Source organism: Rhizobium sp. 862_C5_N1_2 (assembly GCF_051811205.1).
In the GTDB taxonomy this organism is placed as follows: domain Bacteria; phylum Pseudomonadota; class Alphaproteobacteria; order Rhizobiales; family Rhizobiaceae; genus Rhizobium; species Rhizobium leguminosarum.
Genome location: NZ_JBPWPT010000003.1, coordinates 383361 through 404153, shown reverse-complemented (window position 1 = coordinate 404153; position 20793 = coordinate 383361). Strand labels below are relative to the sequence as shown.

The 20793-nt window shown below is 60.7% G+C and carries 12 protein-coding genes; 4 read left to right on the top strand and 8 right to left on the bottom strand.

Annotation, left to right across the window (positions count from 1 at the left end):
* The first annotated feature begins 20 nt into the window (after nt 1-20).
* The 3 genes from ACD590_RS31845 (at nt 21) to ACD590_RS31835 (ending at nt 4331) form a co-directional block, all read left to right on the top strand.
* Entirely contained in the window at nt 21-1640 is a 1620-nt protein-coding gene (locus tag ACD590_RS31845) for an ABC transporter substrate-binding protein (protein ID WP_247265685.1), read from the top strand.
* Nucleotides 1641-1701: 61 nt separating this feature from the next.
* Nucleotides 1702-2646, top strand: a complete 945-nt coding sequence (locus ACD590_RS31840; protein ID WP_247265684.1) for an acetamidase/formamidase family protein — start codon at nt 1702-1704, stop codon at nt 2644-2646.
* Nucleotides 2643-4331, top strand: coding sequence for an ABC transporter ATP-binding protein (locus ACD590_RS31835; protein WP_439004158.1), 1689 nt, complete (start codon nt 2643-2645; stop codon nt 4329-4331). The genes ACD590_RS31840 and ACD590_RS31835 overlap by 4 nt, the downstream gene beginning before the upstream one ends.
* A gap of 53 nt (nt 4332-4384) precedes the next feature.
* On the opposite strand, the gene ACD590_RS31830 is transcribed toward ACD590_RS31835, so the two are convergent.
* Nucleotides 4385-4942 (bottom strand): Imm63 family immunity protein, encoded by a 558-nt coding sequence (locus ACD590_RS31830; RefSeq protein WP_439004157.1) that lies wholly within the window; start codon nt 4940-4942, stop codon nt 4385-4387.
* A gap of 240 nt (nt 4943-5182) precedes the next feature.
* On the opposite strand from ACD590_RS31830, the gene ACD590_RS31825 reads away from it, so the two are divergent.
* Nucleotides 5183-6106, top strand: a complete 924-nt coding sequence (locus tag ACD590_RS31825; protein ID WP_247266327.1) for a hypothetical protein — start codon at nt 5183-5185, stop codon at nt 6104-6106.
* A gap of 139 nt (nt 6107-6245) precedes the next feature.
* On the opposite strand, the gene ACD590_RS31820 is transcribed toward ACD590_RS31825, so the two are convergent.
* From ACD590_RS31820 to ACD590_RS31790, 7 genes are all read right to left on the bottom strand, one after another.
* Nucleotides 6246-6479 (bottom strand): hypothetical protein, encoded by a 234-nt coding sequence (locus ACD590_RS31820; RefSeq protein WP_247266326.1) that lies wholly within the window; start codon nt 6477-6479, stop codon nt 6246-6248.
* 322 nt (nt 6480-6801) lie between these two features.
* Entirely contained in the window at nt 6802-6936 is a 135-nt protein-coding gene (locus ACD590_RS31815) for a hypothetical protein (protein ID WP_258719885.1), read from the bottom strand.
* A gap of 541 nt (nt 6937-7477) precedes the next feature.
* Nucleotides 7478-17020 carry a hemagglutinin repeat-containing protein gene (locus ACD590_RS31810; RefSeq protein WP_439004156.1) on the bottom strand — a complete coding sequence of 3181 codons (9543 nt, stop codon included), beginning with the start codon at nt 17018-17020 and terminating at the stop codon, nt 7478-7480.
* 175 nt (nt 17021-17195) lie between these two features.
* Nucleotides 17196-17882 (bottom strand): hypothetical protein, encoded by a 687-nt coding sequence (locus ACD590_RS31805; RefSeq protein WP_439004155.1) that lies wholly within the window; start codon nt 17880-17882, stop codon nt 17196-17198.
* Nucleotides 17883-17984: 102 nt separating this feature from the next.
* The gene (locus ACD590_RS31800) at nt 17985-18536 is read right to left on the bottom strand and encodes a hypothetical protein (protein WP_065277705.1); all 552 of its coding nucleotides are present in this window, start codon (nt 18534-18536) and stop codon (nt 17985-17987) included.
* A gap of 46 nt (nt 18537-18582) precedes the next feature.
* Nucleotides 18583-19050, bottom strand: a complete 468-nt coding sequence (locus ACD590_RS31795; protein WP_247266455.1) for a hypothetical protein — start codon at nt 19048-19050, stop codon at nt 18583-18585.
* A gap of 11 nt (nt 19051-19061) precedes the next feature.
* Nucleotides 19062-20783 (bottom strand): ShlB/FhaC/HecB family hemolysin secretion/activation protein, encoded by a 1722-nt coding sequence (locus ACD590_RS31790; protein WP_247266456.1) that lies wholly within the window; start codon nt 20781-20783, stop codon nt 19062-19064.
* Nucleotides 20784-20793 lie beyond the last annotated feature (10 nt).

Genomic DNA, 20793 nt, shown 5'->3' with positions numbered 1-20793 from the left:
ACCAAAGAAGGGGAACCAAGATGTTCAAACGCTGGCTGCAACAGACGACCATGGCAACGATGGTGGCGCTCGCCCCATTGTCCGTCATGGCCGAGGAAACGCCCAAGCAGGGCGGCGATATCGTCGTCACCTACAAGGACGACATCACCACGCTCGACCCGGCGATCGGCTACGACTGGGTCAACTGGTCGATGATCAAGAGCCTCTATTCCCGCCTGATGGATTATGCGCCCGGCACGCCGAACCCGGTTCCCTCGCTTGCCGAAAGCTTCACCGTTTCGCCCGATGGCTTGACCTATACCTTCAAGCTGCACAAGGGCGTGAAGTTCTCGAACGGCCGCGAGGTCGTCGCCTCCGACGTGAAATATTCGATCGAACGCGCCGTCGACCCGAAGACGCAAGGCCCCGGCGCCGGCTTCTTCGGCGCCATCAAGGGCTTCGAGGAAGAAACCGGCGGCAAGACGACGACGCTCTCCGGCATCGAGACGCCGGATGATAGCACCGTCATCTTCAACCTCTCGCGCCCCGACGCCACCTTCCTGCACGTGCTTGCGATCAACTTCGCCTCGGTCGTGCCGAAGGAAGCCGTCGAGGCGGCCGCCGGCGACTTCGGCAAGAAGCCGGTCGGCTCCGGCACCTTCATCCTGAAGGATTGGACGATCGGCCAGCAGCTCGTTTTCGAACGCAACAAGGATTATTTCGTCAAGGGCGTTCCCTATATCGACAGCTTCAAGGTCGAAGTCGGCCAGGAGCCGCTGGTGGCGCTCTTGCGCCTGCAGAAGGGCGAGGTTGATATTGCCGGCGATGGCATTCCGCCGGCCAAGTTCCTCGAAATCAAGAATTCGGCCGACGGCGCGCAGATGATCGTCGACGGCGAACAGCTGCACACCGGCTACATCACGCTGAATACCAAGGTGAAGCCCTTCGACAACGTCAAGGTTCGCCAGGCGCTGAACATGGCGATCAACAAGGACCGCATCACCCGCATCCTCAACGGTCGCGCAACGCCTGCCAACCAGCCGCTGCCGCCGCTGATGCCGGGCTACGACAAGTCCTTCACCGGCTATGCCTATGACGTGGCGAAAGCCAAGGCGCTGCTGGCCGAAGCCGGCTATCCCGATGGCTTCGAGACCGTGCTCTACTCCACCAACACCGATCCGCAGCCGCGTATCGCCCAGGCGATCCAGCAGGATCTGGCCGCCGTTGGCGTCAAGGCCGAAGTCCGGGCGCTGGCCCAGGCCAACGTCATCTCGGCCGGCGGCACCGAAGGCGAAGCGCCGATGATCTGGTCGGGCGGCATGGCCTGGATCGCCGACTTCCCGGATCCGTCCAACTTCTACGGCCCGATCCTCGGCTGCGCCGGCGCGGTTCCGGGCGGCTGGAACTGGTCATGGTACTGCAATGCCGATCTCGACAAGCGCGCCGTTGCCGCCGACTCCATGTCCGATCCGGCAAAGGCGACCGAGCGCACCGCCGCCTGGGGCAAGATCTTTACCGACATCATGGCCGATGCGCCGTGGATCCCTGTCATCAACGAACGCCGCGTCGTCGCCAAGTCGCTGCGCATGGGCGGCGCTGACAACATCTACATCGATCCGACCCGCGTCATCAATTACGATGCGATCTACGTCAAGCAATAGACCCAAGGATCAAGCCTTCCCGGCGCTAGCCGGGAAGGCCATAATTTCAGGGAGACATGACATGTGCATCGCCTGCACCCACACCATTCACCGCGCCCAGCATAATTTCGGCTGGAACAAGGATTTCGCCCCCGCCGTCGTCGCCAAGCCCGGCGAGACGATCCACTTCGAATGCATGGATTCATCGGGTGGCCAGCTCGGAAGCGACGCGAGCCTGGAAACGCTGAACGCACTCGATTTCGGCAAGATCAATCCCGTCTCCGGCCCGGTCTATATCGAAGGCGCCGAGCCCGGCGACGCACTGAAGGTGACGCTGCGGAAATTCATTCCGTCGGGCGTCGGCTGGACGGCCAATATCCCAGGCTTCGGCCTGCTTGCCGACCAGTTCACGGATCCGGCGCTGCATGTCTGGTCCTATGACGCCAACAGCATGGTGCCTGCCCTTTACGGCCCGGGCGGCCGCGTGCCGCTGAAGCCCTTTGCCGGCACGATCGGCGTCGCACCCGCCGAGCCCGGCACCCATTCCGTCGTTCCCCCACGTCGCGTCGGCGGCAACATGGACATCCGCGACCTGACGGCCGGCGTGACGCTCTATCTGCCCGTCGAGGTCGACGGCGCGCTGTTTTCGATCGGCGATACCCATGCCGCCCAGGGCGATGGCGAAGTCTGCGGCACGGCGATCGAAAGCCAGATGAACGTCGAAGCGACGATCGAGCTCGTCAAGGATGCCAAGCTGCAGACGCCGCGCTTCACCACAACCGAACCGGTGACCCGCCATCTCGACGGCGCCGGCTACGAAGTCACGACAGGCATCGGCCCTGATCTGATGACCGGGGCGCGCGAAAGCGTCATGCGCATGATCGATCTTCTCGGCGCCGAACACGGCATGAGCGCCATCGATGCCTATCTGCTCTGCTCGGTCTGCGGCGATCTCCGGATCAGCGAGATCGTCGACCAGCCGAACTGGGTGGTTTCCTTCTACTTCCCGAGGATCGTGTTCGCGTGAACGAAGCCATGCCCGCCGCAGCACCGGTGCTCAGCCTTCGCAATCTGAGCGTCGATGCCCGCACACCCGAAGGCCGCAAGCCGGTGCTCCAGGATGTCAGCTTCGAGCTTGCAAGCGGCGAAACGCTCTGCATCGCCGGCGAATCCGGCTCCGGCAAGTCGGTCACCTCGCTGTCGATCATGGGGCTGTTGCCGAAGGCCTCGCTGCGGGTCGCCTCCGGCAGCGTGCTGCTTGGCGAGCGCGACCTGCTCACGCTTTCCGACCGGGCAATGCGCAGCGTGCGCGGCGGCGATATCGCCATGGTGTTCCAGGAGCCGATGACCTCGCTCAACCCGGTCATGTCGGTCGGCAACCAGCTGACCGAGGCCATCCGCGCGCACCAGGGCAGCGAGAATGCCGAGGCGGTGGCGCTGAAGATGCTCGACGCCGTGCAGATCACCGAGCCGGCCCGGCGACTGAAGCAATATCCGCACGAGCTTTCCGGCGGCATGCGCCAGCGGGTGATGATCGCGATGGCGCTCTCCTGCCGGCCGAAGGTGCTGATCGCCGATGAGCCGACGACGGCACTCGACGTCACCGTGCAGGCGCAGATCCTCCGGCTGATGCGCGAGTTGAAGCGCGAATTCGGCGCCTCGATCATCCTGATCACCCACGACATGGGCGTCGTCGCCGAAATGGCCGATCGCGTCGTCATCATGCAGAATGGCAGGATCGTCGAGCAGGGAACGGCGCTCGCTGTCTTCCAGCGGCCGAAGGAGGCCTATACGCAGCAATTGCTGGCCGCCGTCCCGCGGCTCGGCGCGCTTGCCGGCACCGACCGTCCGCCGCGCATCACCCAGCGCGCCGTCGAAACGCTGCATCCGCACCGCACGCCGGTGCTGAACGTGCGCGACCTCACCGTCACCTATGGCAATGCCGCAAGCCGGTTTTTCAAGGGCAAGCCGCCGGTTGCAGCCGTGAACAGCGTTTCCTTCGATATCCTGCCGGGTGAAACGCTCGGCCTCGTCGGCGAAAGCGGCTCCGGCAAATCGACGACGGGCAAGGCCGTGCTCGGTCTCATCCCCTTCAAGGGCAACGTCCTGATCGACGGCCGTGACATCGCCGGGCTCAGCCAGCGTGAGATGCGGCCCGTGCGCCGCTCGGCGCAGATGATCTTCCAGGATCCCTATGCCTCGCTCGACCCGCGCATGGCCGTCGGCAAGGCGATCGGCGAACCGATGGTCATCCACGGTATCGGCAACCACAGCGAACGGCAGGACCGCGTCGCAGAACTGCTGCGCCGGGTCGGCCTGACGCCTGATGCGGCGACGCGCTACCCGCACGAATTTTCAGGCGGCCAGCGCCAGCGCATCTGCATTGCCCGGGCGCTGGCGCTGGAGCCCAAGCTGATCGTCGCCGATGAGAGCGTCGCAGCGCTTGACGTCTCCGTCCGCGCCCGCGTGCTCGAACTGCTGCTCGAACTGCAGGAAACGATGGGGCTCGCCTATCTGTTCATCTCCCACGACATGGCGGTGGTCGAGCGCATGTCCCATAACGTCGCCGTCATGCGCGCCGGCCGCATCATCGAAACCGGCACACGGCGGGACATCTTCGAGAACCCGAGGGATGATTACTCAAGAGCGCTGATCGCCGCGGTTCCGATCCCTGATCCGGAGGTCTATCGCGGCAGGGAAGCGCATGCGTGATTGAGGGTACTTGGTATCGCATTTGAGATCAGGTGATTCCGTCGTTGTACGGCTTACGCAAGACTTCCTCGATTTCCAATTCTCTTTTTAGCCGCCATTCCTTTGACGCAAGTTCCAAATAGCCTAAGCTGCTCCTGAAACATAAGCCTTCTGAATTCCGTGCCTGGCTTGCCATGCGTGGCCGCATGGCTGGAAGCCATGTCATGCGTTATGTCCGAAAATAGAAAATACAAAACATCGTCGATTGACGAGCATTTCACTCTCTCCAGTTCGACGCCACGCTCTTCAAGCAAAGTTGGCTGATCGATGACACCCGCTCTAACGTAGACTCGCCCCGGATACTGAGGCGAAGTGCCGTATAGCGGCGATCCGCAGTTCACGCAAAAATGTCGGGTCAGCTCATTGCCAGCATCCGTACTCTTTGTAAATGCGCCAACTTCACCACAAACAACGCGAAATTCGCTCATCTCAAATGGAATGTTAACCCCGAAGGCGCTCCCTGTGGATTTTCTGCAATCTTCGCAATGACAATAACCGCCAGGCCCCACTGGATTGCCACACGAAATCTGAACCGCTCGACATAGGCACGTAGCCGTAATTTTTGCTGGCATAGACGGGCCTCTTTGTTACAACGTCAATTGTTTCTCTTACTATTTGCCCCTGTCGCAATGTCATCTGTTGGCGCGAGTTGCCGCGTCCAATACCGACATAGCCTATAAGATTCAGTCAAGGTGCGAGCGGCACGCCGCTTACAGTGAAACTCCCATTGCTCGTCCATGGAAAGGCGATCACAGCCCAAGAACTCGGTGCCAGCGAAGGTTTCGAACCATTCCCAATAAGCGGAGACAGCTTTGAAAAAATTCAATCCCATTCGAACGCGGGAGGTGATGGGCGGCACTATCGCCCGCGCACTTCGTGCCGAATACGATCCCGCGATGCCGATGGGGAATGTTGCGGTGCATGAGATCAACGATGTTATCTCAGCCTGGCTGGTGCGTCATGACAAGCAAATAGCACCCGTTCTTCCACGGGCGCTCCGATGGTTGGACAAGGCCATCGAGGGAAAAGAAGAGGAAAGGTTTGGTCCTTTTCCCTGTTCCCACCGCAGGACTTTGCACTGGGCTAAGGCCCTTGGTCGCTGGATGCACGGTGAAGGAAACGACGAAGCATCGTGGAAAACCGCTCAGGATGCAGAGATTGAATACATGCGAACCGGCTTTACCAAAGTACTCGGTGTCGACAAGTTTGACTACAAGCTCCAACGTTTCGTTCCTCAGGAAATCAAGGGCCTGCCGTATAGTTCACGGAGACTGCTCGTCGACGGAACTCTTGACGATTTCATGGCGTTCAGCCTCCAGGCTGGTCAATACGACACCGCAGTCGAAGAATATGAGCGACATCTAAAGCCGAAAAACCCATCACTCAAAACAACATTAAAGCCACGGGCGTTTGCCTATGCGCTCTGTCTGAAAAAATTAGGGCGGGCGCGATTTGGCGACAATGACCTGTTGGAGGCCGGGCAGCGAATGTTGCGGGCCAATCTCGAGGAAACATGGTTGGGAGTCGGCCAATATGAGCGTGCGGCCACATGGTTGAAGATCGTCTATTGGGACCGCGACCAGACCCTGACGCCACTGGAGACCATCCTTAAAGCCTATGACAACATGCCAAACGTACCGTTACCCGATTTCATGCTGGCAACCCGGTCTGAACTTGAGCCAAATTCACTGCGAATGAGGTGGGCACAGTTAGTCAGAAGACTTCGGTTCAGATGAGGTTTTGCGTTGATAACGTGAGCACTGATTTCGAGCTGAGGCCGAACATCAATGATCAAGCGACAACACGGAAGGCGGGATCAGATTTCCCCTGGCTTAGGCTGCCATTTTTTTTTAGATACGGCAGCCTAAGCGATGGTCAGACCAGCCTCCAGGTTGGGTCTTCGCCATTCTCGATTTTGTGGATCAAGAAGCCGAGGGAGCTTTTTGCTCCTTCAATGGTTCCGGCGGAGCCCGCGAACCGACCTGCCGACGTGCGTAACCACCAATACCAGCCGTCGCGAGCTTCAGGAACCACACCCCCTTCATACCCAGCCTTTATGAGCCTGAGTTCGCGGCCGATCTTGGTGAAGCGAATAGGGGCGATATTCATCGGATCACCATCTCGCGCAACTCTTTCAGATCAAGTTTGAGTTCATTTGGGCCGCGACGTCAACGTGGGAGCGGAACACCGGTTACGGGAAAAAGACCTCACAAAGGGAAACACTTTCGCCCTCTGCGCAAGAAACAGCCCGGCTTTGGCGCTACGCTACGCAGCGCCGTTAAACCGATGCCGCTTACGTTGAAGCTCACGTCCAGACTTCCTGGTTGTGAGAAGCTCCGATGTAGTCTCCATGGAGAAACTTCCATTGCTCGTCCATGGAAAGAAGATCACAGATTAGGATGGCGAGGGCAACGTGGGGCCGGAACAGCGGTTACGAGGCGTTGCCTGTGGCATTGACCTTGACGCCCTTCAGCGCCAGATCGCCGCTGCCGCCGGCAAGCTGCAGAGTGCCGCTTGCCGTCACTCCTGCATTGGTGTTGACGAGGTTCTGGCCAGCGATCGTCATCGTGGGCCGCCAGCGTGATGCCGTTGGTGGCATTGAGCCGCCGTGTCGCCACGTGACAGTAACGTGCCGCTGCCCTTGATGGAGCTGCCGGAGACGGCAAGGCCACCAGCGGATGCGATCAGGCCGGAATTGTCGAGATCGCCGTGGCCTTTGTAGCGAGTACTATATTATTCCAAGAAACAAATATCGAGTCGATCCACTTTCCACGAAACCATTTTTCCGCGGAGAAACCCAAAATCCTCAGAGAGAACGTCATCAAAAAAAGTTATTGATCTACAGTTAATATTTCCGTCGCCCAACACGCCAGTCAATAAGTATGAGTAGTCTGTTCCCGTCCGAAAAATTGACGGCAATTCATCGTTAGATTCTTCAATAATATACTCATTCAACACAACCGCAACTAGTTCTACTTGATATACTTCTCCGACATGTATTGGATACGGCATATAACTCGCGAAGCAAGTTAGCCTCTCCTCACAAATGAGGACTGAAACCTCTTCTTCGATATCATTTCCTATTTTCTCGATTAGCGCAGAATAAATCAATTTATTGGCCTTATCGTTTTGTCCATTGGATCTCCATTTAGCATTTTCCAAAAGCTATTTCCGCTTTCTACGTGAATCGTAGTGATGTCGCCGTTCGCGTTCGTCCCAACGAAGCCGAATTTTGCCTTCCCTTTCGAGGTATTGCCCATGAATTGCACATAACCCTCTCGCAATTCGCCTTTGTACAAATATTCGACCTTCTCACCGTAACGCTGAATATCCCTTCCCACCTGCAGATATTCACTCGAGCTATTTACTCCAAATTCTGCTCCATGCTTCTCGAAATGGACGTCTAACTTAGCTTCGTTGGCAAAACTTAGCGGTTTTGGGACTGGAGTAGCGGCAGCTTTTTGAGCAGCCGCTACGTCATTATAGATTGCTCCGTTTGGCCCGGCAAAAACAACATTTCCGTCTACGTCGCGCACTCGGACGAATCCTGTGGGCAGACCGACCACGTCGGTGAAGGCGGCTTCTGAGGCGGACAGGGACTGATAACCCTCCGGCACCTTGACCACCGTACCATTCGACGCTGTGATGGTCTTGACCGAACCTTTGTAACTGCTACCGGGAACACCGGCTGCATCCACCGCGATTAGCAAGCCAGCGATGGATTTATTCAAAACTAAGATCTGATAACCAAGCACCATCCCCTGGGTGTCACCCTTCCTGAATGCTTCCGCCAACACGCCCACGGCAGCGTCAACATCATTCGACTTCAGGATGTCCCATTGCGCAGCAGTTATGCTGCCTTGATTAGGGTCTTTAGGATCGAAATAAGCAACAGCCTGTGAGATAGTTCTCATCATCATGAATTGGTCGACAAGGCTGACGGGACCGTCGGCGGTTGCGATAGCTTCGAACATTTCGGCAGCTGCCTGTCGGACGTCGTAACGAGCTTTTTCACAAGCGGCCGATGAATTTCCTTCGCAAGCTTCCAACTGATCGTCGCGTGCCTCGTCGATCTCGTGCAACTGATCCAGTTGCACGCAGGCTTTATCATCACCCCCGGTACATTCCGCTCTCAGCTTGTCTCCCAACTCGATTTCAGCGTGTTTGAGATAGTTGTACTGATAGTTCGCCGCACCGTATCCGGCGCCTTCAGCGCCACCGACCGCTACGCCAACACCAGCCGAAAGGGTTGCGCCGATCAGCTTGGCAAGCGCGTCGCCTTCGGGCGTTCCTTCGTATTTTGTTCCCTTGAGCATGCCCTTGACGAGCTCGGCGATGGCCGGCGCCATCAATGTAGTCGCAGCACCGCCCAGAGCGGCTTTGATCGCCCCCTCCCAACCATTGACGCCACCAAGGATACCGCCACCGATGGCATGCAGCAGCGCACGACCTGCGCCGCCTTCCTTCCAATAGTCCATTCCGGCTTGGTCTTGGTTCCGAATAGCTTGCTTGTAGAGTTCGCTGGCAATGTCACCGACTAAGCCCGCCATGGTCTTCTGCGCTTCCTGCAGATCGGCCTGCGTCTTGTACTGATCGCGCAGGATGCTCTGCAGGTCCGGCAGTCCGGGCAGCGAGGTGTTGGTATTGTCAGTGTCGCGGCGGATCGTGCCGATATCCTGCGTCTGGTGCTCGGGATCGGTGACGGTGATGCCGATGTTGCCGCCGATGGCCGAATAGGCCTTGCCGGTTTCGCTCTCTCCGTCGTTCACCTTTGCGAGGCTCAAGCCGCCGGAGCCAATCGAGGCGCCATAGGTGTCGGCCTTCCAGCGCGAATGGGTATCGACGTCGGAAACTTCGAGCGTGCCGGTTTCGAGATGATTCAGTTCCGCAGGCGCTTGGCTGGTGAGTAGGCCGCCCACGAGCGTCGTCTTCTTGTCGACGATTAGATCGAGCCCCCCTGTTCCTGCGTGGATGCCGGATTGCTCGGAAACGATGGCGGCATCGCCCGCCGCCTTCTGCGTCGCGCCGGAGGCGCTGAAGCCGTCCGTGCCGATCGAGCCGGAGAGGTTGAGCTGGCGAGCCTCTGCAGTCGCCGTGTCCACCAGGCTTTCGACCGTCAGATTGCGGACATCGACGGTCACCGAATTGCCGGTGACGGTGGCGCCTCTCAGAGTGAGGTCATTGGTGAGAATGGTGACGTCGCCGGTGCCGTTGACATGGGTGTTGTAATTCGTCAGCCCGGTCGTGCCGTCATTGCCCTTGCCGTAAGATCCGTTGACGCCGACGTCAGGTACGCACTTCGACTTCGTGCCGCACTCCCATTTGACGCCAACGCCGACGCTGTAGGAGGAGTTCTGGCTTGATGTATCGGACGTGCCCGTCGCTGCATTGAGATTGATATTGCCATTCTTCGCCGACAGGACGATGTCGCCGGCCAGCGGATCATCGGAGTTTGTGGGCAGGCCGAACTTGTCGTAGCCGGCCGCGATCTGCGCACCATCGCTGGTGATCGAGCCGTTCTGCGCCTCCAGGGTGATCGAGCGGCCGGCGTGGATATCGGCGACGACGGGCGTCGAGGATGATGAGGACGAGCTGTTTTCCTGATGGTTGACGCCGGCCGACAGCGAGACCGAGAAATTGAGACCTTTCGCTTTAGGATCGGCGCTCGTCAACTGCTGATAGGCATCCTTGAGGTTCTTGTAGCCTTGGTAGAAGCCGAGGGCTGCGATCGTGGTGTTGGTGACCGCGTTGACGCGACTGTCGCCGGCAAGGCGTTCGGCCGAGTTCATGATGCTGCTGGCCGCTTGGCTCACCTGACTGGAGACGCTGAGGGTCACGCCGGCAAAGGTCTTCTCGTGGATCTCCTCGTAGTTGGTCTCGTCCGCAGCCGACAGAAGATTGATGTCGTTGGCAGCGAACAGATTGGCGTCGCGCTCGGCCGAGGCCTGCGCGGCCTGCAGATTGACATTATTGCCGGCCGAGATGTTGAGATCGCGGCCGGCGGACAGCGTCGAAGCCGCATTGGTATCCGACTGCTGGGACGAGCTGTCCTTGCTCGTCTGCGCGCCGATGCCTATGGAGATGCCGCCATTGCCGGCAGAGAAGGAGAGGCCGAAGCCGGACTTCTTCTCCTGCTCGGACTGCGAGAAGCCTTCTGCCCCTGGTGTGACGTTGACGTCGCGCTTGGCAGACAGGTTGATGTCGCGCTCGGCATCGACGGACGAGCCCATGATGTTCAGGTCGGTTGCCCGGGCTGTCAGGTTGACGTCCTCGCCGGCGGAAAGTGCGGAGCCGACATTGAGGGTCGAGGACTGTGCGCCCTTGTTCTGCTGGCTGCCGTAGATCGAAATGAAGCCGCCGCCGCCGCCTACGCCGAAGCCTGATTTCTTGCGCTGCTCCTCGAGTTCGTGCGCCTCCTGCGCCCCGATGATCGAGACACTGTTGGCCGCCACATTAATCGAGCCGTCGGCATCGACGTTTGAACCGGCAATGACTGCTGCCTTGCCTGCGTCGAGATTGATGTCACCGGTGGCGCTCAGTTGCGAGCCGACGGTCGTTTCGTCGTAGCTTTTGTAGCTGGACGAGCCTTTGGACAGGAAGCCGCTGCGCGACCCCTTGTCATCCTTGGCGCTGGTGTCCTTGCCGGATGCGATGGCGAGGTCGCCGCCGGTGGTGATGTTCAGGTCTGCGGCGGCGGTCTCGTTGCCGGCCTCGATCTTCGAGGCCGAGACCGCCGTGTCCTTGCCCGACGTGATGTCCACACCGCCGCCGCCTATGATGGCGGAGCCGACGGCCGTCGTCGTTTCCAGATGCGTAGTCGTCTTCTCGCTGCTGCCGAGGAACCCGCCCTTGGTGCTGAGCTTGGCGTCGAGGGTTGCGGTGTCGGTGGCTTCGGCGATCGTTACGTCGCCGTCGGCCTTGAGACCGACCTTGCCGTCAGCGGCGAGCTTGCTGCCGACGATGTTGAGGTCGTGATCGCCGCTGCCATTGCCTGCGGTGACCGAGAGATCGCCGCCGGCCGATATCTCCGAACCGACATGGGTGATCGACGAGGCGGACTTCTTGCCAAAAGTTGAGGCCGATTGTTCCTGCGCGGCAGTGATATTGATATCGTCGCCGGCATTCAGCGCGACATTGTCACCACCCTGGATGGAGGAGCCAGAGAGCAGGATGTCGTCGCCGGCCTTGATCGTTGTGTTCGTGCCGGCGGAAAGCTGCGATTGCTGCTGGTCGGTGGAGAGGGTCCTGGTGTAGCCGGATTGGTTGTTGCGGGCGACATCGGTCGAGACGACGGCCACCGAGCCCTTGTCGGCGGTCACGTCAAGCGTCGTTCCCGCCTTGGCGGAACTGCCGATGACGTTGGCATTGTCGGTTGCCTTGATCGACAGAGCCTTACCGCTGGCGACCTGGGTGCCGGTGGCATTCTGCTGGCCTGCGTTGTCAACCTTGGCTGCAGCCAGCGTCACGTTTTTGCCGGTGAGCGAGGCGTTGCCTGTGGCATTGACCTTGACGCCCGTGAGGGCGAGATCCCCGCTGCCGCCGGCAAGCAGCAGATTGCCGCCTGCCGTCACGCCGGCATAGGTATTGACGAGGTTCTGGCCGCCGATCGTCATCGTCTGGGCCGCCAGCGCGATGCCGTTGGTGGTATTGAGCGCCGTGTCGCCGCGCGACAGGAACGTGCCGCTGCCCTGGATGGAGCTGCCGGAGACGGTAAGGCCGCCAGCGGATGCGATCAGACCGGAATTGTCGAGATTGCCGACATTCATATCGACCGAGCCGCCCGCCATGACGGCGCCGGCGCCGCTAAGCTTCTGCCGGTCGGCGGCGGCGACGTAGACGACAGGAGCAAGCACCTGGATGCCGTCGACAGTCTGCCACTGGTAGAGGACGATCGACTTGGTGAGGGCCGCCGCCTGCTCGGGAGTAAGCCCTTGGCCGACAGCCAGGCCGTTATCCTGGGCATAGGTGACGCCGTTGTCGAGCAACGTCTTCATCTGCTCGATGGCGTCATTGCCGGCGATGAAGGTGCTTCTGCCGAGCCCCTCGCCGACAAGCTGCCGCAACTGCGTGTCGATCAGCTGGTTCTCGAAATAGGCATCGCCCAGAAACGGAACCGTCGTCTCCGGCACGTAGCCGATCTCGCGCATGAAATAGCCGGAGCCGTAGAACTTGCTGACATCGAGGAAGTCGCCGCGGGTTTCGAACAGGAATATCTGGTGGGGTATGTTCCCGTCGACGCCACCCGATTGCGGTTTGGCGGCGGCCTCAAGGGCTTTGCCGTCGACGCGGATGCGGTCGGCGATATTGCCGAGCCCGGTAAGCAGGGTGCCGCCATTGGCGGTGACGCCGCCGAGCGCCGCGTTGACATTGAACAACGCACCGCCGGCGGTCAGGCCGTTGAGCGCTGAAAGCGGATCGCCGGGATTGCTTGATGCCGCCAGGCTGGCGCCGCCTGCCATCGAGCCGGCCGCAGACGTATTGTTGACGCTGCCGAAGTTGACGGAGAGGGCACCGCCCGCCTTGATGTTGGCCGAGACGCCGCCGATCGCCTGGACGGAGCTGACGATCGTCGTGCCGTTGGCGATGTTCTTCGAGGGATTGGCGTTGCCATTGGCATCATAGGCCGTGCAGGCGCCCTGCGCCTGGCAGGTCGTCGTCGTCGTGCGAAACAGGCTCACGCCGGTATTGGTCAGCGTTGAGCCCTTCAGCGTCGCGTTGCCGCCGGCCTCGATCGAGCTGTAGGCATTGCTGAGATTCGTGGCGTCGATCGAAAGGTTGCGGCTCGCCCGGATCGTCGCTTCCGGGCTGAGCGTGCCGACCAAGCGGTCCTCGTAGACTGACTGGCTGAGATGGGACGACCAATCCCATGAGTAGGTGGTGCTTTCGTCCGAGCCGCTGAAATTCACCTCGTCGACGATGAAATAGCGCGACGGATTGTTGGGATCGACAACGGGATTGCCGTTCGCGTCCCTCGGCACCCGGTCCCTGATCCAGTCGATGATCGGCCCGACCTTCTCCGGTCCGTCGGCTGAGATCCAGGTCCAGGCGCGGTAAGTCGTGCCGTCGGCAAGCGTCGCCTTCGACCAGAGCAGCGGCTGATAATCCTGCCACAGCCCCGGATCCACGCCCGCATAGAGCTGGTACATGTTCTGATCTGCGGTCTCGAGGTAACCGAACGGCAGGCCGGCGGCAACGGGATTCAGCGTGAAACCGCTGACGACGCCTGAAGACACCAGCGTCCCGGTCGTCCATTGCGGCGTGGCGGCCCGCTGGTTGGTCAGGTTGCTGGTCAGGATCGACATGTCGTTTCCGGCCTGGATGAGACCGGAAATATTGGTGACTTCAGTGTTTCTCAGCCCGGCCGCCACCCCGGCGATCTGAAGGTCATGGTTGGCGAGGATGGCGCCCTGATTGTTGGTGAGCACGCCGCCGACGAAGAGGCTGGCGTCGTTGCCGGCATAGGCGAGGCCCGTGGCGCTGTTGGTGAAGTTATCGGCAATGTTGAATGTGAGATCGTTGCCGGCTGCCAGTTGCCCGGCATTGGTCAGCGACGGCAGTGTCAGCGTCAGGTCGTTGGCGGCGAGCAGCGCGGTGCCGGCCGTCGTGGTAAGACCACGCGCCTTGATGGCGATATCGCCCGAACCGCCGGCAGTCGTAATGGCATTGACCCGGGCGCCGCTGAGATCGGCCGTGCCGGAGAGATCGAGAGCCAGGCCGCCGAGAGTGAGGCTGCTGTTGGCAAGGTTGGCGCTTGCGGCGTTCAGCGTCAGCGTACCGCCGGTGGCAATGTTGCTCGCCCGGCCATTGGAGAGATCGATATTGGTCGTGGTGAGCGTCAGGTTGCCGGCGGTGCGGGTGGGATTGCCGTAGCTGATCTGGCCGCCCGACGCCGTGAGCGCAGCGCTGCTGAGGCTCTGGAGCTTGTTATAGGCAATATTCTGGCTTGCGCTGGCTGAAAGAGCGCCGCTGCTCAGTAGGGCGTTGCCGGCCGTGATCGAACCGCTTTTGGCAGCAAGGCTCATGCTGCCGGTCTGCTGGAGCTTCAGCGTGCCGGCGGATGCAGCGGTGGCCGCGAAGTCGAGGCCGGAAACGAGAGTATCGACGGTGATATCCCGCGCCGAGAGGCTGGCGTTGCCGGCGGCAAGCGACTGGCCGGTAAGATCGATCGAGCCGCCGGCAACGATCGTCATGTCCTGATGGGCAACGACATTGGCGCTGACATCACCCGCTGCGCTAGCATCGACACTTCCGGCGGCAAGCAGGTTGCCGGCGCTGATATCGGTGGCCGTCGCCTTGAGCGTGAGATCGCCGGTCTGCCCCAGCGCGATGTCGCCATTGGTCGACTGGGCGGTGGCGGCAAAATCGACACCGGAGACGATGGCGCCGGCCTGAATGGCCGGACCCGTGACCGAGACGTCGCCCGCGCCAAGGAGCTGGCCGGTGACCGATGTATCGGCGGTGATGGTAACGGCTCCGTGGCCGCTGACATTGTCGGCCTGGAAACGACCGGCATCGATGAGGAGCGCGCCTGCGGCAAGCAGCGTGTCGATATCGACGCTCCCGCCGCTGCCGGCATCAAGCGTCAGGTCGCCGGCCATGCCGACGGCGATGGCGCCGCCCGGCGAGGCGGCGGTGGCGGCAAAGTCCATGCCGGCGACGATCGTGCCCGCCGCAATCGAGCCGCCGATGATCGATACATCGCCGGCGCCGAGGAGCTGGCCGGTGATGTCAGTGTTGCCGGAAAGCGCGATCGCGCCATGACCGGTGATGGCCGTTGCACCGATATTGGTGGCGGAAGCCGAGAGATTGCCTGCCGCAAGCAGGGTGCCGGCATCGATGTCGCCGCCGGCGGCAAGGGAGAGATCGCCGCTCTGCGTCAGCACGATATTGCCGCCGGCCGCATCGGTCGCGGCAAAGTCGATGCCGGCGATGATCGCATCGGCTGCGATGGCCGAGCCGGTGAGGCCGATGTTGCCGCCACTGAGGATCTGACCGCTGACGTCAGTGGCCGCGTTGATCGCGATGGCGCCATGCGCGATGACGCTCTGGACCGTCAGCGCCGCTGATGTGACCGACGTATCGCCGGCCGACAGGAGCGCGTCGACATCGACGGCGCCGCTGCCGGCGGCAAGCTGAATGTCGCCGGCCCCCGATAGAACCGTGCTGCCATTTGACGCCGCATTCGTCGCAGCGATGTCGAGGCCCGAGACGACCGTATCGGCCGAGATCGAACGGCCTGAAGCCGTGACGTTGCCCTGCGCCAGCATATCGCCGGAGATGCCGATATCGGCGCCGGCGGCAAGCGTGATGTCATTGCCGCTGACAAGCGAGGCTGCGGCGATCGAGCCTGACGTGGCGGTGATGGAGAGCGCCCCTGTGCCCTTTACCGCATCGCCGACCTGAATATCACCCGACGTGCTGGACAGGGTGAGCGCATTGCCGGCGATTACGCTGCCGGCGGCAATGCCGGCACCCGACGACATCAGGACGTTGGCGGCGCTGTTGGCCTCTCCGCCGACACTCAACAGGCCGCTGCCGCTCGAAAGCAGGATGTCGCCGTCGGCGGCGACCGTATCCAGGGTAATTCCCTGATCCGCCTGAACGGCGACCTTTGCTTTCGACGCCACTTTGGCGGCCGTCACCTTCGCCTTCGAGGAGATAGAAACGCCCTGCTGGCCGGAGACGTTGCCGAGCGAGATCTTGCCGTCGGCCGACAGCGACAATTCGTTGGTGTTTGCCGCAAGATTGCCGCTCATGCGCACGCCGGCGCCCTTTTCGGTGACGACGATCTTGATGCGGTCGGCCTGCATGGCGCCGAGGGCTGTGCCGTCGATCGCATATTCCGGTGTGCCGGAGATCGGAGCGAGCGCCTGGGAATTGCCCGTCGCGTAGTCGAAGTTGGATGCACCCGCCGTCACGCGCAGGTCCTTGCCATAGACCGGGCCGTTGACGTGGACCGCGCGCGAGACGATGTCGAAGAGATCGACCGCGCCGGGCCCGGCAGCGAAGTTGCCGCCGTTCGGTCCAATGGTGACATCCCCGCCATTGACGATAAAGCCGTTGAGCTTGCCATCGGCCCCAATCTGCGGCGCGCCTGTGGTCAGCGTTGCATGCGGCGTGTTGATGAAGCCGCAGCCATCGCAGGTGATGCCGTTCGGATTGGCGATGACGACATCCGCCCGGCCGCCGAACACCTCGGTCGGGCCGTTCAAAGCCGAGCGATTGCCGCTGGTCACCTCGTTGAGGATGACCGATGCCGGAGCAGAATTATTCAGATTAGGATTGCCCGGCGTGACGCCGCCGAGATTGGAATTGCCGATCTCGCCCTTGTAGTTGTTCAGGATGAGGCCCGGCGTGCCGACGTTGAAATTGTCGTATTTGTTATGCGACAAGCCGGTTGCATTCGGGGTGACGATGTCGATCAGCGGCACGCCGTTCGGGGCGGCGCCGACGCCCGGCTGGTTGGCGGCGGGCGCGGCGCCGCTTGCCGACACAGATTGGGCATTGGCAAGCATCGGCTGAAACACGAGCAAACTGCTCAGCAGGAGCGCGAGCGATTGCCGGGCGAGACGTGCCAGCCTGCGACTAGGTCTTCCATTTGCTCCGGCGACGCCACATGTTGTCGTCGACTTGCACCGCTCTTCGCTCATCACTGCCTTCCGCGACCTAAATCCATGCGGCGGATAAATCCCGCATTAGTTGCAATTTCCTAGCTGACCGAAACCATAGCCGTTGATGACGGTCAACTTCTGCCTGTGCTTGAGGTAAATGCAATCCGAACAAAATGGACGCGATTTGGCGCGTCCCCGTGGGCGTCCGGCGTGCCTAGTCCCCGAACTTCTTGAACGTGATGGAGGAATAGGCTGCCGGAAGAACTTCCCTCATGACCTCGCGCTCGGCCTGGCTTGCTTCCTGCCCAACCACGACGGGGTGGGTCTTCGTCCCCTGCACACGGAAGTATCCGGCATCGACGATCTGGCCCTCGCCAATCGTAATCTTGCTCGCACCTTCCAAGGCGCTGATGTAGCTGAACAGTCCGCCATGATCGCCGCCAGCCTCGAGCGTCATCGTTCCGTTTGGCGAAGACATCTGACAGGAGGCGTAGGTCACGACATAAGTACCGGGCGCGATCGGATGCAAAACGCGTTCGTACTCCTTCGCGTTGCCGACAGGGTTCAGGAGATTGCCGTTTATATCCGCCGGCTTGCTTTGCTCAGGCAATAGCCATTTGAAACCGCTCCAGACATCTTCAGGAGCAGCCACCTTGTCAGGTTCGCCGTCGACGAGCTTGCGGAGACGAATTTGGCCGGCACATTGCATGGGGCCGAACAAGCCGGGATAGATAAAGCGCGCCAGGATCAACGCGCCTTTTTGTTTTCTTTCGTTCAGAATCTCAGTGGATTTTGCCACTCTTTCGCTGGCGACCATCGCGGGATCTTTTGCCCCGCCGCATGAAGCCAGCAGCACCGCTATGACGCTCAATCCCGCAGCCGCAAAAAGCCTTTTGTTCATACGAAATTTCTCCATTTCGATTGGGACAGGGGATTCAAACCCCGGCGAGGCCCGGTTGCCATCCTCTTTCGGGTTCGACAATATGACTGCTGCATCGCAGGACTATTTCTGGGTGAGCCACGTCTTCACATTGCGTGTGAAGGATTTCGACAATCGCTGCGCCATGATGTCAGGCGCCCCTGACGTCGTCGCCGCGTTGATCGCAACCGCGACGATCACGCCGTAGCCGCTCCCGCGCATGGAGAGATCTTCGCCATGGATGTTTTGCGCTTCGGCGATCAGTTGCCCGGTCTTGGCGTCTTCCAGCCGGACGGTCCCATCGATCATGCTGTCATGCCCGCCGATGATCCGCGCCTGCTTGGTGGTGACATCGAAGACGTGCAGCGTCACGACCAGCCTGCCGCGCGTGGGTCCGCCGGGCACGCCGATCAACTCCTTGGCCATCGTCGCCTGAAGCGTGCGAACCGCCTCCTGGACCTGCTGGTCCGGCTTGTCGCCGAAACCGAATGTCTTGACGTCGGGGGCCAACTCAATCCGGATTTCGCGCACCGAGGTTCGTTGAAGGGCCGCAATTAGCCGGGGATCGGTCGTCGTGACGCAGGACGCAAGTGTCGCCGCCAGAAGGAGAAGGGTTAGAAAACGCACGATACGCATAGAGAAACTCCGGGATTCAGGCATAGGGTTCGAGTGTCAGCGAAATTCAGTTCCTGTTGTCCGACGACGATGCAGGCTTGGCCTTGGCGTCGAGATGCTTGTAGAGCTCGGTCAACTGGGACTTGGGCGCGAGGCACCCTTTCGATTTGGCAATGCTGGTCAGGACATTGTTCCTGTTGCGCAACGCATCGATCTCGACCTTTTCGGGGGATTTCGGATCCATGAAAAACAGCGCAGGCAGAAACAGCAGGACGCCGGTCGCGCCGAGGACGATATTCTTGCCCTGCGCGTCCGTCCGCTCCTTCACTGTCGACGTGATCTGCCGTTCGTTCGCCTCGAATTCACGCGCGATGCCGGCACAATCGAACGCGCTGTCGGTCGGGTTGGTCGAAGCGACCGGCCGGGCCTCCCGGCCGGCGCAGCCGGCAAGCGAGATGGAAAGGGCAAGGATCAGCGCTGTCGATGTCGAAAAGGTCTGAGTGAGATCATTCTTCGAAATATTGCCGGTGGTCATTTTTGCTTCCGTTACCAATGAGTGGATGCGCTGAAATAAAAGAGCCCGCCGTCGACCTGGTCGAGGCTGCTTGCAACGATGTCGGAATAGCCGAGGTCGGCGCTGATATTGCCGCCGACAGCGCGGATACCGGCCGTCCAGCTGGCGAGATCGCCCCCCGTCATGTCGAAGCGTTTTTGCGAATAGACATGGCCGTAGTCCAGGCCGAGGTAAGGGCGCAGCTCGCCGAGGACCTTCGCGACTGCATCGCCGCTTTCGTTGGATTTCGTTCTCCAGACGATCTCGTTGTGGCTGAACATGCCGTTATTGCCGAACAGCACGCTTTCGCGCGTGCCGCGGACATTGCTGTAGCTGCCAAGCGAGATCTGCTCCGCGCCAAGGAGATTGTCGGGGGAATATTGACCGCTGAGCAGCGAGGTCAGCTCGAGCTGCCTACCGGCCAGCGTGAACGGCTGCGTCACGCTGATCGTAGCGTTGAACTTTGAAAATCGCGGATCGGCGTTGCCGGCGCCGGGATCGCCCGGTTCCACGGCATCGAAGAGACCGAGCCCCTTGTCGTAGCTGGCATCGAACACCCAGATGCCGCCGAACATGCGGCGGGAATGGGAAATACCGATCTCGCCGACCGTATAGCGGCGGCTGCCGACCTCGATCAGATTGCCGAGCAGGAAGTTGTTCGTCTGTTTATAGGTCAGGCTGCTGCGGACAGTCGTGATCGAATCCTTGTCGCGCAAGACGACGCGATCAATGCCGAGACCTGCCTGCCCTGAGTTGCCCGAGGTTTCGAGCGATGAGAAATTTCCTTCGACCGCACTTTCATATTGGTACCAGGAGCCGTTCAGCGAGACAGTGGAGTAACCGTAGGGGACGCTGACGCTGCCAGAATAGCTGTTGCCATATCCCTTTCCGTCATTGCGCCACGGATAGTCCGGACCGCTATGCTCGTATGAAAAGTTCCACTGATCGTTGATATCAAGCAGGTCGTCCAAGCCCAGCGATGCCGAGCTCCGGGAAAAACCGGTGCTTTCCTGCCCCATATTGTTGTTGCCGAGGGAGACATGCCAGGGTCGGCCCGGGCGGTTTTCGATATTCAGGATCGACGTTCCGTCGTTGGGACCGGGCAGCATGGCGGATTTGGCGTCGTTGGCCTGCAGCCGGTTCATCTGGTCGAGCCCCTGCTCGATATCGCGGATATTGACGACCCGGCCGATCAGGCCCGGAAAGGCTGTCGCCAGCGAACCGCTGCCGACGACTTTCTGGCCATTGAGATAGATGTCCGAGAGCGTGCCTTCGACGACGAGCAGGCGGAGGATCCTGGTCTTGGCGATATCCTGCTGCGGCACATAGGCCCGCGAGGTCACATAGCCATGATCGATATAGAGGTGCGTGACATCGCGCAGCACCGCATTGATCTCGGCGAGGCCGACGCATCGGTTGCCGTAAGGTGCGGTCACCTTGCCGATCTCCTGTGCCGATAGCAGGTTTGCCCCATCGATCTCGACACGCGTGATGTCGAAACAGGCGCCATTTCCGGGGCCTGCGGGCAAAGATCCGTTTTCCCCATCCGCGCTGCCGCCCGGTGTGGCACGGCGAAGCGCATCCAGCCGCTGCGACTGCGTCTGCTCTTCCTGGCGGCGGTTAAAATCGTCGGCCGGCGATTGTGCGTGGGCGGAAGCGGCACCGATCATGAGGACGGCGCCGACAACCAGGGAGGATCGAATGTCTGTCGTCATCTTGAAATTC